Source organism: Lactococcus sp. S47 (genome assembly GCF_016517475.1).
Classification (GTDB): domain Bacteria; phylum Bacillota; class Bacilli; order Lactobacillales; family Streptococcaceae; genus Lactococcus; species Lactococcus lactis.
Map to the genome: position 1 here is coordinate 177,900 of NZ_JACVUB010000002.1, position 21,668 is coordinate 199,567.

Consider the following 21,668-nt stretch of genomic DNA (forward strand, 5'->3'; position numbering starts at 1 on the left):
TGATTTTTTATTTATTATAATTTTTCAGAAATTTCTTTGATTGATTTATCAACGTCAGCCTTTTGGCTATCAATCAAAGCAACACGTGCTGTGATTTGCTTGATTGCCATTTCGATTGAACGTTTCAAACCTTGATTTTCTAATTTTGGCTCAAAGAAAGCTTTATATTCTGCTAATTTATCAGCAGTTTTAAAAGTATTTCCTGGATAGATAACAAATTTATCATAACTCATATCTCCACCCAATTTTTCTTCAAGGAATGCCCAATTTGCTTTTTCCCAAGCCCAAGCAGCATCTTGTGAGAAATCATTGCGCAAAAGGTAGAACCAAGAGAAAGCAATATCTTGTGGCTTAACAATATCAGCATTTTTGAAGCTTTCAAGCAATTCAGCAATGACTTTTTCATCCTTGATTAATGCGACAGCCCCTTCAAGCTCACGTTTAAATTCTTGCAAGCTAGTTTTAACATAAGTTTCACGATAAGTTTTAACCAATTCAGCAGAATTTGTCGTCTTAATTTCATTATTTAAAACAATTGGACGAATATCAGCCGGAATTCCTGCTAGATTTTCTTTATGTGCTGCAAAGATTTGACTGGCTTTTGCTTTGGCATCTGTATTCTCAGCATACAAAGTCTTACTCAAAACAATTCCACGAAGGCTCTCATCACCAGCAGATTCGCCAGCAACTTTATCCCAGCCTAAGCGAGCATAGTTTTTAGCGAAAAGTTTTCCTACCAAGCTTTGGAAAGCTTTTTCAGTTTCTGAATCTTCATCAACAAAAAGTTCCAATTCGCTAATGAGTTGACTCAAACCAGTATTGACAAGGTAAGATTCTTCATTAGTAAATGCCGGCAAGATATTTACGACATCAGCATAAGAAATTACACCTGCTTTAGCCAATAATTTACGATCTTGCAAGATTTGGAATTTAGTGACATTCTCCAAAGTCTCAACTTCTGAGAGGAGGTCTGTTAACAATTGTCCTTTGTAATCAATAATGTAATGAGCCATATTTGCATCATTCAAAAAGAGGGCTTTACCATTATTTTTTGATTTCAAAGCAGCAAAACCAGGAATTTCAACTTTTTTAGAAGAAAGTAAGTCTGGCAATCCTGACCAATTTGTATTCAAAGGAACATTCCACAAACGTCCTTTATCAGCACCCTCACCAACGAAGAATTGTTTTTGACTCAAAACTAAAGTATCATCAATGACTTCGGCAGTAACGACAGGGTATCCTGGTTGGTTAACCCATGAATGCATGAAAGCTGCCACATCTTTTCCAGAGACTTCAGCCAAGGCATCCCAAAGATTATCTCCGACTGTATTTCCATATTGGTGGCGTTTGAAGTAAAGAGCTAAGCCAGCAGCAAAATCTTCATCTCCAAGCCATTTACGAAGCATAACCATCAAACGTGAACCTTTGGCATAGACGATTGCTGGGTCAAAGAGCGTTCCAATTTCATCTGGGTGAGTCACTTCAACGTGGACAGATTGGACTCCATCAGTTGCATCACGATTCAGTGCCATATTGGCTTCCGAGATTGAGAATGATTCCCAAACGTTCCAACTTGGTTCCAAAGCATCCATACAAACATATTCCATGTTGTTGGCAAATGATTCATTGAGCCACAAATCATCCCACCATTGCATTGTTACAAGGTCACCGAACCATTGGTGTGCCAATTCGTGTGCAATAACGGTTGCTACATATTGTTTGCTTTGAATGGTTGCATTTTCAGGGTCAACAAGCATGCAGACTTCACGATAAGTGATACATCCCCAGTTTTCCATTGCTCCTGCCGAAAAGTCAGGTAAGGCAATGTGCCAACTGTGTGGGAGTGGATATGGCGTTTTATAGTAATCTTCATAAAATTCAATTGAACGAATAGCAATATCAAGTGGGAAATCAAGCGCAGCTTCACTATGAGCTTTAGTTGCAAAAGCACCTACTTCAACACCAGATTTTGTTTTTCCTTTTTTAAATTGAAGTTCACCGAATACAAAAGCCAAAAGGTAAGAACTCATTTTGACAGTACGTTCAAAAACGTGAATTCCGTTAATATTCAAGAGTTCTGGCATGTTTGAAACAATGATGTCGCCTTCTTCTTCATCAAATTTTACTGACAAATCGAAGGTTGCTTTTGCTTCTGGTTCATCAATAGAAGGAAAGGCTTGACGAGCAAAATGGCTTTCAAATTGTGTACCAATGAGCATTTTCTTTTCGCCATTGACTTCATAGTATGAAGGGTAAATTCCCATCATGTTGTCAGTCAATTCAGCTTCATATTCAAATGAAACAGTCACGCGCCCTGTTTCACCAATTTTAACAACGATTTCTTCATCTTCTTCATTTTCAATGAAGTTTGTGTCGACACTAAAAGCACGAACTTTACTAAAGTGTAAACCTTTGGCATGAAAGGCAATAACACTATCTTTTGCTTCCCCAGTAATTGCCACTTGACCTTTTATTTTCTTGGTTTTACGGTCAATATCGAGGAAAATCTTATAATTTTCCGGAACAAAAGTTTCAATTAAACGTTTTACAGCCATGTTTTCTCCTAAATATTCAGTATTAATCTAATTATATCAAATTGAATAGAAAATTTCGAGTACAAAGAAAAATTACATCTATTCTTTTTACTACTAAAAAAGCTGCCTGTTGACAGCTTATAAATAGAAGACAAGCATCAATTGCAATTATCCCCTATTTTGTCAGTTATAACTATTTAGTAGCTGCTAGTGCTTTTTCATAATTTGGTTCATCAGAAAGCTCTGACAAAACTTCACTATAGACAATTTGACCATTTTTCACAACAAAGACGCTTCTGGCAAGACGTCCTTCAAGAGGACCACCATTTAAAATAAGACCATAAGCCTTTCCAAAAGTTCCATCATCAGCAAGAATTGTCATGTCAACACCTTCGGCTGCACACCAATTTTTTTGCTCATCTGCTGTATTATTTGAAATACTCAAAAAGTCAATTTCAGAATGTTTTGCTGCTTCAAGATTAAAATGTTTGGTTTGAAGTGAACAAACTCTAGTATTAATATCAGGAAAAACACTAATCAAAACAGGTTTTTCAAGTTTTGATAATTTAATTTTATTTCCTTTTAAATCTGTCAGTTCAAAATCAGGTGCATCACCACTTATTGTCGGATTTAGTGTTGCTATTTTTTCACCATGAGATGTGATATTCATTGTCATTAATGCTCCTTTGTTAATCTTTATGACTTCATTTTATCATATAATCTCAACTCATTTGGCTCTTATTGCTCATATTTTACTGTTAAATATTGACTTTCTAAAGGACTTGGAAGTAAAAGTGAGTCATCTTCTGATTTCACAAATTGATAATTGATTTTTGGAATTATTACTGTATGTTTCATGCTAGGCTCCTCCTTTTGATAAATAAAAGTATATCAGTAAAAACTTTAGAAAAACTTAGCTCATTCTCAAGTATAACTTAATAAAAAAATTACTGACAGATTTTTTTAGCACCTATTATTCTGCTAAAATTTCTGTCAGTAAATTTATTTTAGAACTGTGAAGTTATGATTCACACTTGCCTCAATTATCGGATGTTTCTTCAAATAATCAGCAATCAATTCGGTCATATCAACAGTAATTTCTCTAACAATCTTGTCCGCAGAAAACATTGGATAATTTCCACCCCCAACTGCGCGATATTGATTGACGACAATTTCTAAAATTTCGTCATCTTTTACCTGATGCCCCTTGAAATTTAAACGTACAATTCGCTGACCAATTTCTTTTTGCAAATCGATAGCATATTCAACTCCTTCATACATATCATAATTATAATATTCAGGTTTTGGTTCAATAAATCGTGGACTAAAAACAATTTCGCCACTTTCGTCAAGTTCAAGATGTTCCGCTGTCCGCTCTAAGGCAGCCTTTAAATCTGCACCTGTCACTCTTAAAACAGCTAAAGTGTTGGGATAAATATAATTTGTCAGAATCGATCTCATCGTAATTTCTTTTGCAAAACCCTTCGCTTCATTATTAAAAAGTGCAGTCCCAGAAATTTCGGTCCCTGTCGCTTCCATTTGTATTTTATTAATTAATTCAATATAAGGATGTTCAATCAATCGAGCAGTCATTGGATCACGAATAATCATTTCTCCATGAACTTCTCCCATTGGCTGGTCTAACCAATCCTCTGCTTCTTCACTCACAACGGATATCAGCTGATTGACCTCCGATGAGACTTTGCAATTCTCCGTTTTATGAAGTCTAGCGTTTGAAGCCACAACTTTTTTATGATTATCTAATTCAAGTTCTATTTCCCCAACAAAAGCACCACGATAGCCTGGTTGAATAACTGGAACTCCAAAAAGATGGTCAGCAATTTCACGATGCTGGTGTCCAGTCACCAAGGCATCAATGTAATCTTTATACTCTTCAACTAACTGATAAGCCTCATTTTCCCCTGTCAAACTTTCTGTCGGAAGACCTGTCTGTAAATCTCGCTCAAAGCCTCCATGATATGCAACAATCAAAAGGTCAACTGATTGGCGCAAATCGGGCAGAATATCTTTTGCAGTTGTCAGAATAGATTGGAAAGTCAAATCTTTGATAATTGACGGTTTTTCCCAATGTGGAATATATTGTGTCAAAAAACCAACAATTCCAATTTTCACCCCCTGCGCTTCAATGATTTTATAAGCAGGGCCAAAAGCAGGTTGACCTTCATTATTCAATACATTCGCAGCCAAAATAGGATAATTTACCTGATTAACATAACTTTTTAAATAATCAATCCCATAATTAAACTCATGATTACCAAGCAATCCCACATCATAACCAAAAGAATTAGTGACATTGACCAAGTCTTTAATACCGCGACTTGATTTTTTAGCTAGATAATAAGCCAAGGATGAACCTTGCAATAAATCACCATTTTCAATTTTTACAATAATTTCACCCTGCTCTTGAGCCACTGCTGTAAGTTCATCTATTTTAGATTTGGCTTTGGCCATTGAAAAAGGCAAATTCATTTCTCTTTCGGTGAAGTTTGTTGGGAGAACAAAACCATGTAAATCACTCGTTTCTAGAATTCTTATTTTCATATTATTTATCCCTTTGCTAATTTTTTCCGAATTCTTGATGAAATGAGTTCAACAAGGATAATTAAAACTAAAAGTCCCAACAAAATTGCACCAACGGCTGACCATTTATAACCAGACATTGCAAAACTCAATGGCGCACCAATTCCACCGGCACCAACTAATCCCAAAATAGCTGCATCACGCAGATTCATATCTAAACGGTAAAGTAAAATCGAATATAAATCTGGTAATAATTGGGGTAAAACTCCAAAACGAATTTTTTGAAATGTTGTTGCACCAGCTGCGTCCATAGCCTCAATAACACCCATATCCAAATCTTCAATAGCTTCAATAAATAGTTTTGCAATCATCCCAATTGACTCAAAACCAAGCGCCATTACACCAGCTGAAGAACCTAAACCAACGACTGGAATAAATAAAAGGGCATAAACAAAAGAAGGAATTGTCCGAATCGCCATCAAGACAAAACGAATCAGATAAGCTAACCAATTCGGAACCAAATTAGTCGCTGCAAGAAAAGAGAGTGGAATGGCAACAATTGCACCAACCAAAGTCCCAAGCAAACCAATTGCAAAAGTTTGTAGCAAGAGATAGGGTAAGCCAGTTTCAGTTAGGTTAAACATTAAACTGGTGTCTGGATGGAAAATCCCTGTGAAAATATTTTTGGCGATTAAAGCTCCATGTTCTGAAACGCCATGATAATGGACGACTGAAGTCGACCAAATCGAAACTGCTAATAAAACAATAAATATCAAAAGATAATAAAACCAGTTTTTAGGTCTATGATTATATTCTTCAATAATTTGTGAATTCATTTTTCCTCTCATTCCTAGGCAATTTTCTTACGAATTAATGCGCTGATTGAATCAATAATCATGACTGTAGCTAGAATAGAAATTAAAATCATACCAACAGAGGAAAAATCGCGAAAATTCACTCGGTCATTTAAGATATTTCCTATCCCTCCAGCCCCAACATATCCCAAAATTGCAGCATAGCGGACATTTCCCTCAAATGCATAAAGAGCAGTTGAAAGATAAGTAGGTAGGACTTGAGGAAAAACAGCAATGAAAAAGGCTTTTAAAGGACTGACCCCTAAAGCTTCTGCCGCTTCAAAAGGTCCCATATCAACGGTTTCAATCACCTCAAACAATTGTTTTCCTATGAAAGAAAAGGTAAATACAAAAATTGCAACAACTCCAGCAAAAGTTCCTAGACCAAAAATATAGGTTGCAATTAAAGCCAAAACCAAAGTTGGCAAAGTTCTTGCTAGCATAAAAATCAAACGAATGATGCCATTAACAAAACGATTTTTAAGGATGTTATTTGCCGCTAATATCGCAAATGGAACTGACAAAATTGCTCCAAGTAAGGAAGCAAAAAAGCTCATCTTAATCGTATCTAGTAATGGAGGAAGAACTTTATGAAAGTAAGCCCAATTTGGGGGAATCATACTTGCTAATTTTTGAAAAAAGAGACCACTTCTGCTAAGCGCACTAAAATCAAAATTTGTAAGAATAACAGAAAAAGCAATCAGTAAGATGATAATTAACCAAGTCAACCAAGTTCGACTGACTTTTTCTTCAACAACTTCTCCTGTAATAAGTTTTATTTTTTTAGGCTTAAAAATTTTATCGTACATTTAGGCCTCTTTTCTATAAACTTCATCCAAAATTTCTTTGGTTACCTCTTGCGAAGGACCATCATAAACAATTTTCCCTTTTTTTACAGCAATAATCCGCGAAGCGTATTCTAAAGCAAGTTCAACATGGTGAATATTCAGTAAAATTGTTTTATTGAATTCTTCATTAATTCTTTTAAAATCATCCATTACTTCTTTAGCTGTGACTGGGTCAAGTGCTGAAACAGGTTCATCAGCGAGTAAAATTTCACTTTCTTGACTAAGAGCACGAGCGAGTGATACACGTTGCTGTTGTCCACCTGAAAGTTGATCTGCTCGGATATAAGCTTTATCTAAAATTCCTACCTTATTCAGAGAATCTAAGGCAACAAGTTTATCTTCTTTTGAAAACAAACCAAAAATGACCTTAAATAAACTCATATCTGGTACACGAGCAAACATTACATTTTTCAAAACCGTCACTCTAGGAACTAAATTATAGGATTGAAAAATCATTCCCACATGTCTCCGAAATTTTCTTAACTCTTTTCCTTTAAGTCTTGACACTTCTGTATCATTCACAATTAACGAGCCTGAAGTAATATCATTTAAACCATTAACACAACGAATCAGAGTTGATTTTCCTGCTCCCGATGTTCCAATAATAGCTACGAATTCTCCTTGATTGATTTGTAAATTAACATCCGTCAAACCTTTTGTGCCATTTGGATAAATTTTTGACACATTTTCAAATTTTATCATTACTTCTCCATCCTTCTTCACTAATGAAGGCTTTTTAATTAATATTAGTCAATTTCCACAAAAAGAGTCTGGAACTCATTGAGTAACCCAGACCCTTATTAAATGATTTATTTGTTCATTAGTTGGCTTTACTCATTGAATTTGCCACTTTAATGGCTGTTTTATAGTCAGCTTTTGTTGAATCAACATAGCCATCATGTGAATAAATGGCAATGACTTTCTTTCCTTCATCAGTTTTAGCCATATCTTTAATTGCTGCTGAGAGTGCTTTTTTGAAGTCGGCCGTCATGATTTTTGATTTTTCTGAAACCATGATTCCATCATTGGCAATGGCAGGTGTCACACCAATCACATTTGTATCATCCCAAATACTTTCTTTTGCACCGAAAGTTGTGGTCCACTTAGTAGCGTCATCCATTCGTGCATCAGCATATTCTGGCATTACATCAATTTGACCTGAAGCAAGTTGAGCCATTGCTGAATCATAAGAATCCATGGTAACTGTATTTTTTAAATCACGAATTGAATGTTTAAAGTTCTCAGTTAACCATTGCGAAGGATACATATAGCCTGCCGCAGATGAAGTTGATTCAAGCCCCCATTTTGCTTCGTTTAAATCTTTCCATGTCAAAGTTCCGTCGTTGGCTTCTTTAGCTAACTTTTTGCCCATTGGAGAATTACCAGCAATGATCAGCGAACGGTAAGAAGTCACTTCTTTATCGGTTTTAGTTGTTGGTTTGTGCTCATTCCAATATTTTGCAGAATCTGAGCCATCATTTGAAAGTCCTTTACGTGTTGCCATCAAGAGTGGAGTTGAACCATCTTGATACATGGCATAAGTTGTCGCTGACATTCCATAACCGACGTCAACTGAACCAGCATCAAGCCCTTCACCAACCGCTTGATAATTTGTACCAACACTAGTATCAATATTTTTTACTGTATAGCCTTGTTTTTTCAATTCAGATTTCAAAATATTTGCGATTGGTTTAGTCGCTGTGGTAATATCATCCGGATTTTTGGATGGAATAAATGAAATCTTTAAATTTGAAATGGTTTTGCTATCAGATTTTGATGCAGAGCTACTATTTCCACAAGCTGCAAGTAATGATACTGCAATTAGTGCACTTGCTGTAAGTCCAATGACTTTCTTCGATGTCTTTTTCATTATAAAAATGAATCTCCTTAAGATTTTTATCAATCGGTTGATGAATCGGTGTGCTTCACAAAATAATTCTAACCCATTTTAATTTATCTGACAATGACCTTTTTGTAAATATTCTGTTAACAGTTACCATTGTACGTAAATACCGAACTTTATTTTATAAAATTACATTATTTTGTTTTTTTATAGATTCATTTTTTATAAAATACAAAAAAAAGTTTGCATTGTTTGTATATACCAAACTTTAGCTTGATGATGTATTGTTTGATAAGGCTGTCAAACTTTCTGCTATAATAAAGTTATGAAAAATTTAACTTTTACGGTCAACATGTCTGACCTTGGTTTAGAAATTCGTCTTCCATCAACTGCCTTTTTACGTATTTTTGATCAGAATAACGCACGTTTTGATTTGCAAAATGATGAGCTTTTCTTTTTACTAAAAAAAGGGCAGATTAAAATGATTGCCAATGATTTAGAATTAATTCCTAAGTTAGAATTTGATAAAGTCGTGATTTTAAATATGGCTGCCTATGATTTAGAGCTGGAATATCTAACGCAATATTTAGTTAATTTGGCTGAGGAAGCTGGCATTATTTTACGTGATAAAGCCGAGCCAATTAAAATTCCAAGCAATATCGAAAAACCTTGTGCCACTTCTGCTGACGAGTTTTTGACTGCTTTAACTGCTTTTGGCATTAAATTAGAAAAGAAAAAAGCTTTTTCTCCTAAAGCACAACATCGCTGGAAAAAAGGACTTTCTGAAGTTGAATTTTTTGTTAATCGTTCCGACAGTAAAGCGACCATTATTTGGGAAAAATCCAATCAACTCGTGATAAAAGCCGGAGCAAAAATCGCCGAAAGCGGTGGAATGAAATCTGATGGTACACCAGGTTTAGCCTATCGTTTTACACAGACTTTAAGAGAAGAACAAAAAGCCAATTGGGATGCTAAAACATTCACAACTACTGAGGATATTGTCTTAAAATCAGTCAATGAAGTGGGACATTTCCTTTACTTCGCTGGAACAAATAGCTGGTTACAATTAGTTGATAAAGAAGGACGGACAATTCATGAATTATCTGTGGTCTAGCAATTTTTATTAAAAGATGACAATAGGACACCCAATCTGTGAAGTTCCCCTTGCTAATCTTTTTTTGTGGAGTTATAATATAGCAAAAGGAGGCGGTTACATGACTACTGCTTATCTGCTACTTGGCAATGACAAATCGCTAGAAACACCCGCGGGATTACCAATTGGAAAAATGTTTGCTTACAAAGAAATGGAAAAACTTTGGTTAAAAAAAGCTCAAGTGATAGTTGGCAATGACATTCAACTCCAAAAAATATATTTGTCCGAATTACTGACGAAAAAAAATGAAATAATTGATTATATCTTTTGTTATCCAGAGCTCAAACTTCATCTGAAAGAGCTTAAAGAAAGTTTTCCACAGACAAAAATATTAATGATTAATCAACTCTAAATAAAAAAAGTTACTAACAGAACTGTCAGTAACTTTTTATTTATTTCATGAGTTCATAGTAAAGTTGGCCCATATTTCCTTTAAAATCAAGGACTTCATCAGCAATTTTTACTTCAACAACTTCAATTTCATCAGCAATGGCATTATAATCGCTTTGTTGAAGGGCTAGGAAATCGTTGACTCCGTCAAATTCTTCAGTAAAGGTCATGCCATTTTGAAGTTTTCCAATTAATTTCATCATTAAACTTCTCCTTCTTCTATGTCTTCAAAAACGAGACTAGGTTTTGCATTTAAATCTAATCCTGCTTGAACTTTTTCTAAACCTTTTTTCCATTCGATATATGCTGCTGCTGCAATCATTCCAGCATTGTCACCACAGAGTCTTAAAGGAGGAATAATTAACTTTTCGTCAGTAATTTCTGCTGACAAACGTTCGCGTAAGCCTTGATTTGCTGATACTCCACCACCAATTATTAGCGTTTTTACTGGGTATTTTTCCATGGCTAATTTGGTTTTGGCCATAAGGACATCGACGACCGCAGCTTGAAAGGAAGCAGCTAAATTTTCTAAATCATCAGCAATCACGTCATTTCCTTTTTGATTTTCGTTATGAACGAGATTAATAAAGGCTGATTTTAAGCCTGAGAAGCTAAATTCTACTTCATGTGTGTTCATCATTGCTCGTGGGAAATTGTAAGTATCAGCTCCTTTGTGTGCTAATTCATCAATGACTTTTCCACTCGGATAAGTCAGGCCCATCACTCGACCAACTTTATCATAAGCTTCACCGGCAGCATCGTCACGAGTTTCACCAACTTTTTTATAGCTTCCTTCTTTTTCTACGTAAACAAGTTCAGAATGTCCACCTGAAACCAAAAGGGCCATAGCTGGATATTCAATGGTATCCACTAAACTTGCAGCCATCAAATGACCGGCCATGTGATTAACTGGAATCAAAGGAAGATGATTTGCCCATGCAAAAGTTTTTGCTGCCATGATTCCAACTAGCAAAGCGCCATTTAAGCCTGGACCTTCGGTCACCGCAACGGCCGTCAGTTGGTCAGCCGAAATTTCTGCTTCTTCAAGTGCTGCTTCAATACAAACAGTAATTTGTTCGACGTGATGACGGCTGGCAATTTCTGGCACAACTCCACCAAAGCGTTTATGACTATTGATTTGACTGGCAATGATATTACATAATAATTCATTTCCATTCTTTAAAATTGCCACTGAAGTTTCATCACATGAAGTTTCAAAGGCTAATATATAATTATCTTTCATTTTTAAAATTGCTCTTTTCTCATTAACAAAGCATCTTCAAGAGGTTTGTCATAATAATTTTTTCTTGTATGATAAATCTTAAAACCAAATTTTTCATAACATTTTTGAGCGGCAAGATTGGACTTCCGAACTTCCAAAAATAAAGTCCCACTAAATGTTGACACTTCTGTCAGTAAAAAACTCGCTAGTCCTTGCCCCTGAAAATCAGGATGAATAGCGATATTTGTAATTTCTAATTCATCCATTATTGTTGAAATTGCTAAAAGACCAACAATTTGCCCCTCTTCTTCTAGGAAGAAATAATCGGAATTTTCATTGATTATATCAGCTAAAATGTAAGCTTGTGTCCACGGTGATTCTTCGTAAGCAAGTGACAAAAGTTCATAAATCTGAGCTGATAGGTTTTCTATGGTTGGAAAATATTTTTTATCTTCTAATTTTTCTTCAAAGTAAGAGAGATGTTTTAGTTTCATTTTTTCAATTTCTTAATCATCCAAATGGCATCAGCACCGTCTTCATAGTACTCTGGTAATAATTTGTCAGTGACAAAACCTTGCCTACGATAAAGTCCTTGTGCTTTAGTATTGTCACGACGGACTTCCAAAGTCATCTCATTTTTTCCGAGTGCGCTCATCAATACAATCAGTTGTTCAATCAAAGTTGAAGCAATTTGTTGTCCTTGAAAGGCTTTAAACACTGCGAGATTAGTGATATGTGCATCTTGACCATGGTGATTGATTCTAGTTCCAATAAAACCAATGACACTGCCAGAAATTTCGGCCACAATGAAAAAGGCTTCATCATTTTTGACAATTTCATGTTCAAAATGAGAGAAGGTCCATGGAATATCTCCATTGTAAACATCTCGTTCAATCGCAAGCAAAGCAACAATATCAACTCTGTCTGCCAATCGATAGTGAACACCTTCTCGGTCATGTTCAAGTTCAATGTCAGCCATTTCTAAATAACGACGAGGATTAAATTTTTTTCCACTAAACCCTTTGAACGTAGTCGTCAGGAGTGTTTTCAGCTTTTTCATGACTTTCCAACCATTTCTCTTCGGCCTCAACTTTTTTGAGGTAATTTGGCACAAAAGCGTGCACATTTTCAGGAGTTAATTTTTCAGCAATCTTAGCAATTTCATAGGCTGACGGGAGCTTTTCTAAACTGTCAGAAATGATTTGTTCTTCAGAGAAACCAGCATTTTGAATTGCTTCAACGAAATTATCAGTTTCTCCTGTGAAAATAATTTGTTCAAATGAAGAAACTTTTTCTGATAAATCAGCCAAAAATTCACTAAAATTGCAATGTTGATCCGCAATTATTTGCTGATCATTTTTATAAAGAGCTGCATAGGCATTTCCACGTCTTGCATCAATTATCGGAAGCACGTAAGCATTTTTGTCTTGAACACGATTAGCAATTGCCAATAAACTTGATAGACCAACAAGCTCTTTATTTAAGCTAAAAGCCAATGTTTTTCCAACTGTCGCAGAAAGTCGCAAACCTGTATAAGAACCAGGTCCTTGTGCTACCGCAATCCGGTCAAGTTCTTTGGCTTCAAGACCAACTTGAGCCATCAAAAAATCAATGCTTGTCATCAAAGTTGTACTGTGATTTTTTTTCAAATTTAATGTTACTTCACCAAGTAATATTCCGTCAGCAACCACAGCTACTGACAAAGCCTTTGATGAGCTATCAAATGCTAATATTTTCATTTTTTACCTATAATATTTCTGAAAGTATGTTATTTTTTAATTACTGATAGACTTTTACTGACAGCCACTTATCCAATGCGACCTATCTACAAATAATTTTTATCTTCTCTGTCATCAGTTCTACTTCCTTATATTTTACCACGCTTGCCTTACAAGTTCCACCATTATTTTTTAGGAAGCGCTTCATTTATAAAATTAATGAACTCAACTTTCCATTTCCTTGCAAATATGCTAAAATGATAGTAATTGCAAAGAACAGCAAACACGAACTATTAAGAAAGGAACGAGCTTTTGCTCGTGATTTATAGAATGATTTTTAAAGTTTTCTACCAAAAAGATAATACCCGCTCACCACGTCGTGAGACTACTGAGGCTCTTTACCTCGACCTTGATGTTGCTACTAAAGAAGAAGGAGTTATCCTTGCACGCGAACTTCTTGCTAAAAATACTGCCTACCATGTAGAGTTTATTGACTCACTTTCTGATGAATCTGTCGAATATGAAAAAGAAACTGGCGTATTTGAAATCACAAGCTTCTAAGACTGACTGGAGTATAAAGGAGAGCACTTTAGATTTTTGTCAAAAATGACAGCAATCTAAAGTGATTTTCTTGTACCTTTAAAATTCTGTCAGTAAATATTACATTAAAAAACCGAACTGACCAACTTGTCAGTCAAAAAATAAAATAAAAAATCCAAAGAATAGGAGAAACATGCCAAAGCAACTTAAAATAAAAGCTGATGAAGTCGCAGTTTACGCCATTGGCGGACTGGGTGAAATCGGTAAAAATACTTACGGCGTTGAGTATAAAGATGAAATTATCATCATTGACGCCGGAATTAAATTCCCAGAAGACGATTTATTAGGTGTTGACTACGTCATTCCTGATTATACTTACATCGTTGAAAATATTGATCGTATCAAAGGTCTCTTCATCACTCACGGACACGAAGACCACATCGGAGGAATTCCATTCCTCTTGAAACAGGCCAATATTCCAATTTATGCTGGACCATTGTCACTTGCGCTCATTCGTGGAAAGCTCGAAGAACACGGACTTTTACGTGATGCTAAACTTTATGAAATTCATGCAGATTCAGTCATTAAATTTAATCATTTAAGTCTTGACTTCTTCCGCACGACTCACTCAATTCCAGAACCTTTAGGGATTGTTGTAAATACTCCTCAAGGTAAAATTGTCGCTACTGGTGACTTCAAGTTTGACTTCACACCAGTGGGTGAACCTGCTGACCTTCACCGAATGGCTGAACTTGGAAGCGAAGGCGTTTTACTCCTTCTTTCTGACTCAACCAATGCTGAAATTCCAACTTTTTCACATTCTGAAAAAGTCGTTGGTGCAAGCATCATGAAAATTTTTGAACGTATTGAAGGTCGAATTATTTTCGCTTCATTTGCCTCAAATATTTTCCGTTTGCAACAAGCCGTTGATGGAGCAGTTAAGACTGGACGCAAAATTGTCGTTTTCGGTCGTTCAATGGAAAAAGCAATCGTGAATGGTTTGGAACTCGGTTATATCAAAGCTCCTAAAGGAACTTTCATTGAACCAAATGAAGTTAATCAATACGCTTCACATGAACTTTTGATTATGTGTACAGGTTCGCAAGGTGAGCCAATGGCTGCACTTTCAAGAATTGCCAACGGAATGCACCGTCATATTACCTTACAAATGGGCGATACGGTTGTCTTCTCATCAAATGCTATTCCTGGGAATACCCACGGTGTTAACCAATTGATTAACAAAATCGCTGAAGCTGGTGTTGAAGTTATTTATGGTAAAATGAACAACATTCACACCTCTGGTCATGGTGGGCAACAAGAGCAAAAACTCATGTTACGTCTCATCAAACCAAAATACTTTATGCCTGTTCACGGTGAATATCGAATGCTCAAAATTCACGCTGGACTTGCTCAAGATACTGGTGTCCCTAAAGAAAATTGTTTCATTCAAGAAAATGGTGACGTCCTTGCATTAACTGCTGACAGCGCAAGATATGCCGACCATTTCCCAGCCTCTGACACTTACGTTGATGGTTCAGGAATTGGTGATGTCGGAAATGCCGTTCTCCACGACCGTCATGAACTTTCAGAAGACGGAATTGTCCTTGCGGTTGCAACCGTTGACTTTGAAAAGAAAACCGTTCTTGCTGGTCCTGACATGCTTTCGCGTGGATTTATCTATATGCGTGAGTCTGGTGATTTGATTCGTAGTGGTCAACGTGTCCTTTTCAATGCCATTCGTGAAGCGATGCATGAAGAAAATGCAAATGAAGCTTCTGTGGCTCGTGCGATGCGTGAAGCACTCTCACCATTCCTTTATAAACAAACTGAACGTTCACCACTTGTTGTTCCAATGATTATGACACCTGATGAATAATATTTATTAATAAAAAAGGCTGAATATATAATGATTCAGTTTTTTTTATTGTCCTAAAGCAACACCTTAGAAATAAAAATATCTAAATAAAGCTCATTCCAACAATAGATTATACCCAAGTAGAAATATATTCTAAGATTATAGTAATCATAGCTAAATTTTACTTTATAAAAATTTAATGGTATTATTATAAAGTAATAAAAATGGAGAATAAATCTTATGAAAAAAACAATCCTTTGGTCAGCTACATTTTTGAGTTTATTTGCCTTAGCTGCCTGTTCAAATTCTAAAAGTTCTGAAAATCAGACCAAAAAAGAAAATACTTCTAGTTCTAAAGTTACCTCAAGTTCAAAAACTAGCAATAGTAAAAATTCTGCTACTCATTCTACGAACACTTCTCCTTCAAGCAGTCAAGCAAATACCAATAATTCTGAAAAAGTACAAAAAAGTTCTTCGCCTTTATCTGGATATAGCGCTGAACAGGTTGAGTATGCACGCGTAACCGAAACCCTTCTAAGTTATTATAAATATGATTATCAACCTGTTTCTATCAGTGTTACTAAAAATGGAGCTAATCACCAAGTCTTTCCTTTTTCCGGTTCTGTAGTTGTTCCTCAGGACACAGTAACATTATCTTTTAGTTCTGATAATACAATGGCTGGAACCACTATTGTTACCTATAGCTCTAATCATAATGGGTCAATCAATTTCTATAAAGACCCAAATCATTACCAAGACGAAAGATATCTTAAAGATTCTGCTTGGGTAAAAGAAGAATCTCAAAAACTATTGGACAGTAGCCAAACGCTTGCCATTCCAACTTCATTTGATGAACAAGCTGCTCAAATCATTTCTAAGATAGAAATTAAATAGTAATAATTCATCTAATCTAAAAAACCTCTGATTATTCAGAGATTTTTTTGTATTCTTTGGTAAATCTTTGATGAAGTTCTTCTTTTTCTTCTTGACCAATAAAGGCGCCATCAATTGCGTAATGATTTATTTTTTCAAAATCAGAAAGAGAAAAATCTGGGTACCAAGCTGAGATTTTCTCATATTCTTTGCTTAAATTTGTAGCCGAAACCATTCGATTATCGGTATTTAATGTCACGTGTATTCCTTTGTCATAAAGTTCTTTAAAAGGATATTGCGCAAGCTCTGTTACCGCTTTTGTTTGAAAATTGCTAGTCGGAGCCATTTCTAAAACAATTTGTTTTTCAATCATCATTTTTTGTTCGGCTTCGGACAGATTTTTAGTCATAATTCCATGTCCAATGCGACTTGCTCCCATTGCAATTGAATCTAAAATATTTTGCTCACAGGCTGGGCATTCTCCAGCATGAAGCGTCACATTGACACCCTTAATTTTTACATCATGAATCAAATCTACAAATTTTTCCTGTGGATAATTTAATTCATCACCCGCCATATCAAATCCGACAAAATGTTCATCAGGAATCTTATCAAAAAGTGGCAGCAGTTTTTGTAATTTTTGAATTGGTTCTTGTTTTAATCCACAAACGAGTGCATTTGCTCTTATATCAAAATCATTTTCTGCACGAGAAAGTCCAGCAATGACAGCCTCTACTGCTTCTTCAAGGGTTAGATTTTCTAAGAGATGTTGACTTGGAGCAAAACGGATTTCAATATATTTAATATTATCATTTGCTGCCTGTCTGACAACATCATAAGCAGCTAACTCTAAATTCTTATAAGTTTGCAAAAGTGGTAAGACGAAATCAAAACGTTGCAGGTATTCTAGTAAATTTTTTGTATTTTCTGGGGCTTGTGCCTTTTCTAAAATTTCCTCATCGGACATTGTCATATGAATTCCAGCATTTTTAGCGAGTTCTTTAATGACTGACAAGCTAAGCGAACCATCAAGATGGCAATGAAGTTCAACTTTTGGCATTTGAGCAATAATTTCTGATTTAAGCACGAGTTTCTCCCTTTTCTTTTTCATCCAATATTATTTTACATGATATAAAAGATTTCGAGCTAAATAGCTCGAAGTCCTTCAAAAATGTATTTTTACTATTCTACGCTTTTTTGTGAGAAAAAGCAATTATCATCTTTACGCATTTATTTTATCTTGTGGATAAGATTTTTTTGGCTCAATTAAGCCATTTTTTTGTAATTATCCCCAATTTATCTTAACTTATTCACAGTTTTTGGGGAAAAAGTGAAGAAAATGTGGATAAACTTCTTAATTCTTAATAAAAAAACAAGCGGAATTTTTAATTTCCGCTTGTTTTTAAGATTAATTTCCCTCGACATTTTCCACAGCGATACTTTTTTGTATCAATTTTTCTTTGTCGAGGATAAAGTTGGCCGCAATTTTGACAGCTATAATAATATTTTATCTTCTTATCAATCACTGAGGGAGCATATCGTAAGCCACCAACTTGTGACAGAAGCCTTTTAAAATCAGCATCTCGATGTTTATAACCTCTTTTAGACCGATACAGATGATAATGAGTTAATTCATGAAGTATCACTCCTTCAAAATCTTTAAGTTCAGCCATTTTAGGATTAAAATCAAGATGTAAATCTTTGGGAAAGAAACGACCACCAGTCGTCCGTAGGCGTTGATTCCATTTTGCTTCGTGGTCAAATGATCGCTTAAAATATGTGAGTGATATTTCTTTTACTTTTGCTGTCAATTCTTGATTAGTTAACACTTTTCCTCCTTTGACAGGCTCGCACAAACGACTGTCAGTAAATTTTACTGACAACTTCACCTAGCGAAACTAAAATTTGAAAAATATTTACTGACAGCTTCGCTTAATGAAACTAGAATCAAAAAAATTTACTGACAGATTATTTTTCTCGTGGGTTCACTAAGGTTAAATTAATTTTCCCTCTTTGTAAATCGAGAGATTTAACCCAAACCGTTACGATTTGCCCTACAGCGACAACATCACTTGGATTTTTGACAAAGGATTTACTCAAATCAGAAACGTGTGCCAAGCCATCATTTTTAATTCCGATATCAATAAAGGCACCGAAATCGACAACATTACGGACCACACCCTCAAGTTGCTGACCAATTTGTAAATCTCCAGCTGACAAAACATCTTGTCTTAAAATTGGGGCATCAAAACTATCACGCAAATCACGGCCTGGTTTTTGTAAATCATTGATAATATCAGTCAATGTTTCCTGACCAAGACCAAGTTTTTCAGCCATTTCAGGAATATTTACTGACGAAAGTTTGGTCAGCAATTCTTCGTTACTGACAGGTTTATCAGCGGAAATTTCCGCCAAAAGTTGTTCCGTCACTTTATAAGATTCTGGGTGAACACCAGTATTGTCAAGGAAATTTTTACCTTCTGGAATTCTTAAGAAACCTGCCGCTTGTTCAAATGCTTTAGCTCCCAAACGTGGGACTTTTTTTAGTTCCGCTCTTGTTTTGAGTGCGCCATTTTCTTCACGATATTTTACTACATTCTGTGCCAAACTTTTATTAAGGCCAGCTACGTGTGAAAGCAAACTAGGACTGGCTGTATTGACATTAACACCAACTTGGTTAACTACTGTTTCCACGACAAAATCAAGATTTTCTGTTAATTTTTTCTCAGAAACATCATGTTGATATTGACCAACACCAATGGCTTTTGGTTCGATTTTTACAAGTTCAGCCAATGGATCTTGCAAACGGCGTGCAATCGAAATTGCTGAACGTTTTTCAACAGTCAATTCTGGAAATTCTTCACGTGCCAACTCGCTCGCTGAATAAACAGAGGCTCCAGATTCACTGACAATCACATAATAAACATCAGAAAAATTATTTTCCTTGAGCACTTCTGCAACAAAACTTTCAGATTCGCGACTGGCAGTTCCATTCCCAATCGCAATCATATTCACACCATATTCTCGAATGAATTTTGCTAAATCTTTTTTCGCTTGAGCAATTTGACCTGCATTTGCTGGCTTCACAGGATAAATGACCGTTGTCATCAATAATTTACCTGTCTCATCAACAATAGCAAGCTTTGCTCCAGTACGGTAAGCAGGGTCAAATCCCATGACTACACGCCCTTTAAGCGGAGCCACCAATAATAAATTTTTCAAATTTTCGCCAAAAACTTCGATGGCAGAAGCTTCAGCTTTTTCTGTCAATTCAGTCCGAATACTACGTTCCATAGCCGGAATCAATTTTTTCTTGACAGCATCTTTAATCGCCACTTGCATCATTGGATTATTTTGAGCAGCAAAACGGGCGGCAAAATAACGTAAAATTTTATCTTCGTTATTTTCAAATTTTACTGACAGAATCCCCAATTTTTCACCACGGTTTAAAGCCAATACACGATAATTTGGTAATTCTGAAACTTTTTCTGAGAATTCATAATACATTTGAAAAACTTGCTTTTCATCAACGGCATCTTTTTTCAAACTACTTGTCAGTAAACTATTGTTTTTGATTTCACCAGTCAGCCATGAACGCAACCGTGCATCCTCAGAAATCGCTTCTGACAAGATATCCACGGCACCTTCCAAAGCTTTTTGAGGACTTGTAAAATTCTCATTGACAAATTTTTCAGCTTCTTCTTCAAGATTCGCTGAATTTTTTACAATCAATTGAGCCAAAGGAAATAAACCATTTTCCTTTGCAATCGTTGCTTTTGTGCGCCGTTTTTCTTTGTAAGGCAAATATAAATCTTCAACTTCTGTTAGTTTTTCAGCAGCCAAAATTTGTGCCTTTAGCGAATCAGTCAACTTACCAAGCTCTTCAATTTTTGACAAAACAGCCGTTTTACGTTCTGATAATTTTGTCAGTAAATTATCTTCATCAATAATTTTTTTGATTTCAACTTCGTCAAGTGAACCTGTTGCTTCTTTACGATAACGAGCAATAAACGGAACTGTGTTCCCCTCTGCCGTCAATTCTAATACTTTTTCAACTTGTGAATTTTTAATATTCAACAATTCAGCAATTTTTTTAACATTTTCCACTTAGAAATAATCCTTAACTAGTTTTTGTCATCAATTTTAAAGGACAGTGTCCTACCTCTATTTTACCAAAAAAGTCACAAAAAAATCGCTCCCAAACAGGAGCGATTTCAAAATGCAAATAAGAAATTACATCATTTTGTTGTAGAATTCAACGATCAATGCTTCATTGATTTCTGGGTTGATTTCATCACGTTCAGGAAGGCGAACAAGAGTTCCTTCAAGTTTATCAGCATCAAATGATACGAAGTTAGCGCGACCTTTAGTAGCTTCAACAGCTTCAAGGATTGCAGGAACTTTCATAGATTTTTCGCGAACTGAGATCACTTGACCAGGTTGTACGCGGAATGATGGGATATCAACGCGTTTTCCGTCAACAAGGATATGTCCGTGGTTTACGAATTGACGTGCTTGACGACGAGTAGTCGCAAGACCAAGACGGAAAACTACGTTATCAAGACGTTGTTCAAGCAAAGTCATGAAGTTGAAACCAACAGTTCCTTCTTTAACTTTAGTTGCAGCAATGTACAAGTTACGGAATTGACGTTCAGAAAGACCGTATGAAAAACGAAGTTTTTGTTTTTCAGCCAATTGAAGACCGTATTCAGAAAGTTTTGAACGGTTGTTTGGACCGTGTTGTCCAGGTACGTAGTTACGACGAGCGATTTCTTTACCAGAACCAGAAAGTGAGATACCGTAACGGCGTGATTGTTTCCATGATGGACCAGTGTAACGTGACATAATTTATGTCCTCCAAATATTTTATTTGAAGAATATTGACAGCCTCGAATTCGTTCATTTTACCTTCGCTTATAGCTTCAGTTACTTGACACAAGGAGTATAATAGCTTACGCTCCCTGACATAACAGCAAAATGTTGACGAGCTTTCTAGCTGACTGCTATATTCAACTTTTCTATTATACCAAAAATCCTTATTTTGTCAATATTTTTCACATTAGAACGAGTGATTTAAATAAAAAAACTCATCTGCAAGAGATGAGTTAGAAAATCAAGAGATTAGGATTCAATTTTAAGTAATTTAAAATTCCTAAACAAAAATTATTTTTCTTCTTTTTTAGCTTCTGGTTTTGGTGCAGTTCTTACGCCTACTGCGTTGAAATGTTTTTTACCGTTACGTTTACCAAATTTATGTGATTTATATGCCATGATGGCTCCTTTCATTTAATGCTCGC

At 35.6% G+C, this 21,668-nt stretch carries 21 protein-coding genes; 5 read left to right on the top strand and 16 right to left on the bottom strand.

Annotated elements, in window-relative coordinates:
* Window positions 1-14 precede the first annotated feature (14 nt).
* The 7 genes from IAE52_RS03290 to IAE52_RS03320 form a co-directional block, all read right to left on the bottom strand.
* Window positions 15-2,555 carry a M1 family metallopeptidase gene (locus IAE52_RS03290; RefSeq protein ID WP_109990639.1) on the bottom strand — a complete coding sequence of 847 codons (2,541 nt, stop codon included), beginning with the start codon at window positions 2,553-2,555 and terminating at the stop codon, window positions 15-17.
* Window positions 2,556-2,727: 172 nt separating this feature from the next.
* Window positions 2,728-3,210, bottom strand: a complete 483-nt coding sequence (locus IAE52_RS03295) for a peroxiredoxin (RefSeq protein ID WP_017864087.1) — start codon at window positions 3,208-3,210, stop codon at window positions 2,728-2,730.
* A gap of 326 nt (window positions 3,211-3,536) precedes the next feature.
* Window positions 3,537-5,096 carry a bifunctional UDP-sugar hydrolase/5'-nucleotidase gene (locus IAE52_RS03300; protein ID WP_109990638.1) on the bottom strand — a complete coding sequence of 520 codons (1,560 nt, stop codon included), beginning with the start codon at window positions 5,094-5,096 and terminating at the stop codon, window positions 3,537-3,539.
* Window positions 5,097-5,101: 5 nt separating this feature from the next.
* Window positions 5,102-5,911 (bottom strand): phosphonate ABC transporter, permease protein PhnE, encoded by an 810-nt coding sequence (gene phnE / locus IAE52_RS03305; RefSeq protein WP_010905273.1) that lies wholly within the window; start codon window positions 5,909-5,911, stop codon window positions 5,102-5,104.
* Between the two features lie 14 nt (window positions 5,912-5,925).
* Window positions 5,926-6,738, bottom strand: a complete 813-nt coding sequence (gene phnE / locus IAE52_RS03310) for a phosphonate ABC transporter, permease protein PhnE (protein ID WP_012897159.1) — start codon at window positions 6,736-6,738, stop codon at window positions 5,926-5,928.
* Window positions 6,739-7,479 (bottom strand): phosphonate ABC transporter ATP-binding protein, encoded by a 741-nt coding sequence (gene phnC / locus IAE52_RS03315; RefSeq protein WP_033900408.1) that lies wholly within the window; start codon window positions 7,477-7,479, stop codon window positions 6,739-6,741.
* A gap of 118 nt (window positions 7,480-7,597) precedes the next feature.
* On the bottom strand, window positions 7,598-8,647 hold the full coding sequence (locus tag IAE52_RS03320; protein ID WP_033900407.1) for a phosphate/phosphite/phosphonate ABC transporter substrate-binding protein: 1,050 nt from the start codon (window positions 8,645-8,647) through the stop codon (window positions 7,598-7,600).
* A gap of 298 nt (window positions 8,648-8,945) precedes the next feature.
* Here IAE52_RS03320 and IAE52_RS03325 point away from each other — a divergent pair, with 298 nt between their 5' ends.
* Both IAE52_RS03325 and IAE52_RS03330 read left to right on the top strand, forming a co-directional pair.
* Window positions 8,946-9,734 (top strand): hypothetical protein, encoded by a 789-nt coding sequence (locus IAE52_RS03325; RefSeq protein WP_109990637.1) that lies wholly within the window; start codon window positions 8,946-8,948, stop codon window positions 9,732-9,734.
* Window positions 9,735-9,834: 100 nt separating this feature from the next.
* On the top strand, window positions 9,835-10,125 hold the full coding sequence (locus IAE52_RS03330) for a hypothetical protein (protein WP_029344795.1): 291 nt from the start codon (window positions 9,835-9,837) through the stop codon (window positions 10,123-10,125).
* Window positions 10,126-10,165: 40 nt separating this feature from the next.
* Here IAE52_RS03330 and IAE52_RS03335 read toward each other — a convergent pair whose 3' ends face one another.
* From IAE52_RS03335 to tsaB, 5 genes are read right to left on the bottom strand one after another with little or no spacing between them, the layout of a single operon-like run.
* Window positions 10,166-10,366, bottom strand: coding sequence for a DUF4649 family protein (locus IAE52_RS03335; protein WP_003131704.1), 201 nt, complete (start codon window positions 10,364-10,366; stop codon window positions 10,166-10,168).
* Window positions 10,366-11,406 (bottom strand): tRNA (adenosine(37)-N6)-threonylcarbamoyltransferase complex transferase subunit TsaD, encoded by a 1,041-nt coding sequence (tsaD, locus tag IAE52_RS03340; RefSeq protein WP_058211347.1) that lies wholly within the window; start codon window positions 11,404-11,406, stop codon window positions 10,366-10,368. Before tsaD ends, IAE52_RS03335 begins: the two co-directional genes overlap by 1 nt.
* A 2-nt stretch (window positions 11,407-11,408) precedes the next feature.
* Window positions 11,409-11,879 (bottom strand): ribosomal protein S18-alanine N-acetyltransferase, encoded by a 471-nt coding sequence (gene rimI, locus IAE52_RS03345; protein WP_033900405.1) that lies wholly within the window; start codon window positions 11,877-11,879, stop codon window positions 11,409-11,411.
* Entirely contained in the window at window positions 11,876-12,445 is a 570-nt protein-coding gene (rimI, locus tag IAE52_RS03350) for a ribosomal protein S18-alanine N-acetyltransferase (protein WP_010905268.1), read from the bottom strand. The genes rimI (IAE52_RS03345) and rimI (IAE52_RS03350) overlap by 4 nt, the downstream gene beginning before the upstream one ends.
* Complete coding sequence (gene tsaB, locus IAE52_RS03355) at window positions 12,399-13,124, bottom strand: tRNA (adenosine(37)-N6)-threonylcarbamoyltransferase complex dimerization subunit type 1 TsaB (protein WP_021722407.1); 726 nt, start codon at window positions 13,122-13,124, stop codon at window positions 12,399-12,401. The genes rimI (IAE52_RS03350) and tsaB overlap by 47 nt, the downstream gene beginning before the upstream one ends.
* 309 nt (window positions 13,125-13,433) lie before the next feature.
* Here tsaB and IAE52_RS03360 point away from each other — a divergent pair, with 309 nt between their 5' ends.
* The 3 genes from IAE52_RS03360 to IAE52_RS03370 all read left to right on the top strand — a co-directional run bounded on the left by IAE52_RS03360 (window position 13,434) and on the right by IAE52_RS03370 (window position 16,392).
* Entirely contained in the window at window positions 13,434-13,664 is a 231-nt protein-coding gene (locus tag IAE52_RS03360; RefSeq protein ID WP_003131711.1) for an RNA polymerase epsilon subunit, read from the top strand.
* 172 nt (window positions 13,665-13,836) lie between these two features.
* Entirely contained in the window at window positions 13,837-15,519 is a 1,683-nt protein-coding gene (rnjA, locus tag IAE52_RS03365) for a ribonuclease J1 (RefSeq protein ID WP_003131712.1), read from the top strand.
* Between the two features lie 219 nt (window positions 15,520-15,738).
* Window positions 15,739-16,392: a hypothetical protein gene (locus tag IAE52_RS03370; RefSeq protein ID WP_033900404.1), complete on the top strand. Its 654-nt coding sequence runs from the start codon at window positions 15,739-15,741 to the stop codon at window positions 16,390-16,392.
* A gap of 31 nt (window positions 16,393-16,423) precedes the next feature.
* Here the strand turns inward: IAE52_RS03370 and add are convergent, their stop codons facing one another.
* The 4 genes from add to rpsD all read right to left on the bottom strand — a co-directional run bounded on the left by add (window position 16,424) and on the right by rpsD (window position 21,216).
* Window positions 16,424-17,482: an adenosine deaminase gene (gene add, locus IAE52_RS03375; RefSeq protein ID WP_109990636.1), complete on the bottom strand. Its 1,059-nt coding sequence runs from the start codon at window positions 17,480-17,482 to the stop codon at window positions 16,424-16,426.
* A 274-nt stretch (window positions 17,483-17,756) separates the two neighbouring features.
* Window positions 17,757-18,200, bottom strand: a complete 444-nt coding sequence (locus IAE52_RS03380; protein WP_026138856.1) for a SprT family protein — start codon at window positions 18,198-18,200, stop codon at window positions 17,757-17,759.
* A gap of 139 nt (window positions 18,201-18,339) precedes the next feature.
* Window positions 18,340-20,478: a Tex family protein gene (locus tag IAE52_RS03385; protein WP_010905263.1), complete on the bottom strand. Its 2,139-nt coding sequence runs from the start codon at window positions 20,476-20,478 to the stop codon at window positions 18,340-18,342.
* A 126-nt stretch (window positions 20,479-20,604) separates the two neighbouring features.
* Window positions 20,605-21,216 (bottom strand): 30S ribosomal protein S4, encoded by a 612-nt coding sequence (rpsD, locus tag IAE52_RS03390; protein WP_004255752.1) that lies wholly within the window; start codon window positions 21,214-21,216, stop codon window positions 20,605-20,607.
* Between the last annotated feature and the right edge of the window lie 452 nt (window positions 21,217-21,668).

Coding starts and splice junctions, on each gene's coding strand:
- phnE (WP_012897159.1), bottom strand. CDS start 6,738: ATGTACGATAAAATTTTTAAGCCTAAAAAAATAAAACTTATTACAGGA.
- IAE52_RS03300 (WP_109990638.1), bottom strand. CDS start 5,096: ATGAAAATAAGAATTCTAGAAACGAGTGATTTACATGGTTTTGTTCTC.
- rpsD (WP_004255752.1), bottom strand. CDS start 21,216: ATGTCACGTTACACTGGTCCATCATGGAAACAATCACGCCGTTACGGT.
- IAE52_RS03325 (WP_109990637.1), top strand. CDS start 8,946: ATGAAAAATTTAACTTTTACGGTCAACATGTCTGACCTTGGTTTAGAA.
- IAE52_RS03330 (WP_029344795.1), top strand. CDS start 9,835: ATGACTACTGCTTATCTGCTACTTGGCAATGACAAATCGCTAGAAACA.
- rimI (WP_033900405.1), bottom strand. CDS start 11,879: ATGAAACTAAAACATCTCTCTTACTTTGAAGAAAAATTAGAAGATAAA.
- IAE52_RS03320 (WP_033900407.1), bottom strand. CDS start 8,647: ATGAAAAAGACATCGAAGAAAGTCATTGGACTTACAGCAAGTGCACTA.
- add (WP_109990636.1), bottom strand. CDS start 17,482: ATGAAAAAGAAAAGGGAGAAACTCGTGCTTAAATCAGAAATTATTGCT.
- tsaB (WP_021722407.1), bottom strand. CDS start 13,124: ATGAAAATATTAGCATTTGATAGCTCATCAAAGGCTTTGTCAGTAGCT.
- IAE52_RS03370 (WP_033900404.1), top strand. CDS start 15,739: ATGAAAAAAACAATCCTTTGGTCAGCTACATTTTTGAGTTTATTTGCC.
- rnjA (WP_003131712.1), top strand. CDS start 13,837: ATGCCAAAGCAACTTAAAATAAAAGCTGATGAAGTCGCAGTTTACGCC.
- tsaD (WP_058211347.1), bottom strand. CDS start 11,406: ATGAAAGATAATTATATATTAGCCTTTGAAACTTCATGTGATGAAACT.
- IAE52_RS03335 (WP_003131704.1), bottom strand. CDS start 10,366: ATGATGAAATTAATTGGAAAACTTCAAAATGGCATGACCTTTACTGAA.
- IAE52_RS03360 (WP_003131711.1), top strand. CDS start 13,434: ATGATTTTTAAAGTTTTCTACCAAAAAGATAATACCCGCTCACCACGT.
- IAE52_RS03295 (WP_017864087.1), bottom strand. CDS start 3,210: ATGACAATGAATATCACATCTCATGGTGAAAAAATAGCAACACTAAAT.
- phnE (WP_010905273.1), bottom strand. CDS start 5,911: ATGAATTCACAAATTATTGAAGAATATAATCATAGACCTAAAAACTGG.
- IAE52_RS03290 (WP_109990639.1), bottom strand. CDS start 2,555: ATGGCTGTAAAACGTTTAATTGAAACTTTTGTTCCGGAAAATTATAAG.
- phnC (WP_033900408.1), bottom strand. CDS start 7,479: ATGATAAAATTTGAAAATGTGTCAAAAATTTATCCAAATGGCACAAAA.
- rimI (WP_010905268.1), bottom strand. CDS start 12,445: ATGAAAAAGCTGAAAACACTCCTGACGACTACGTTCAAAGGGTTTAGT.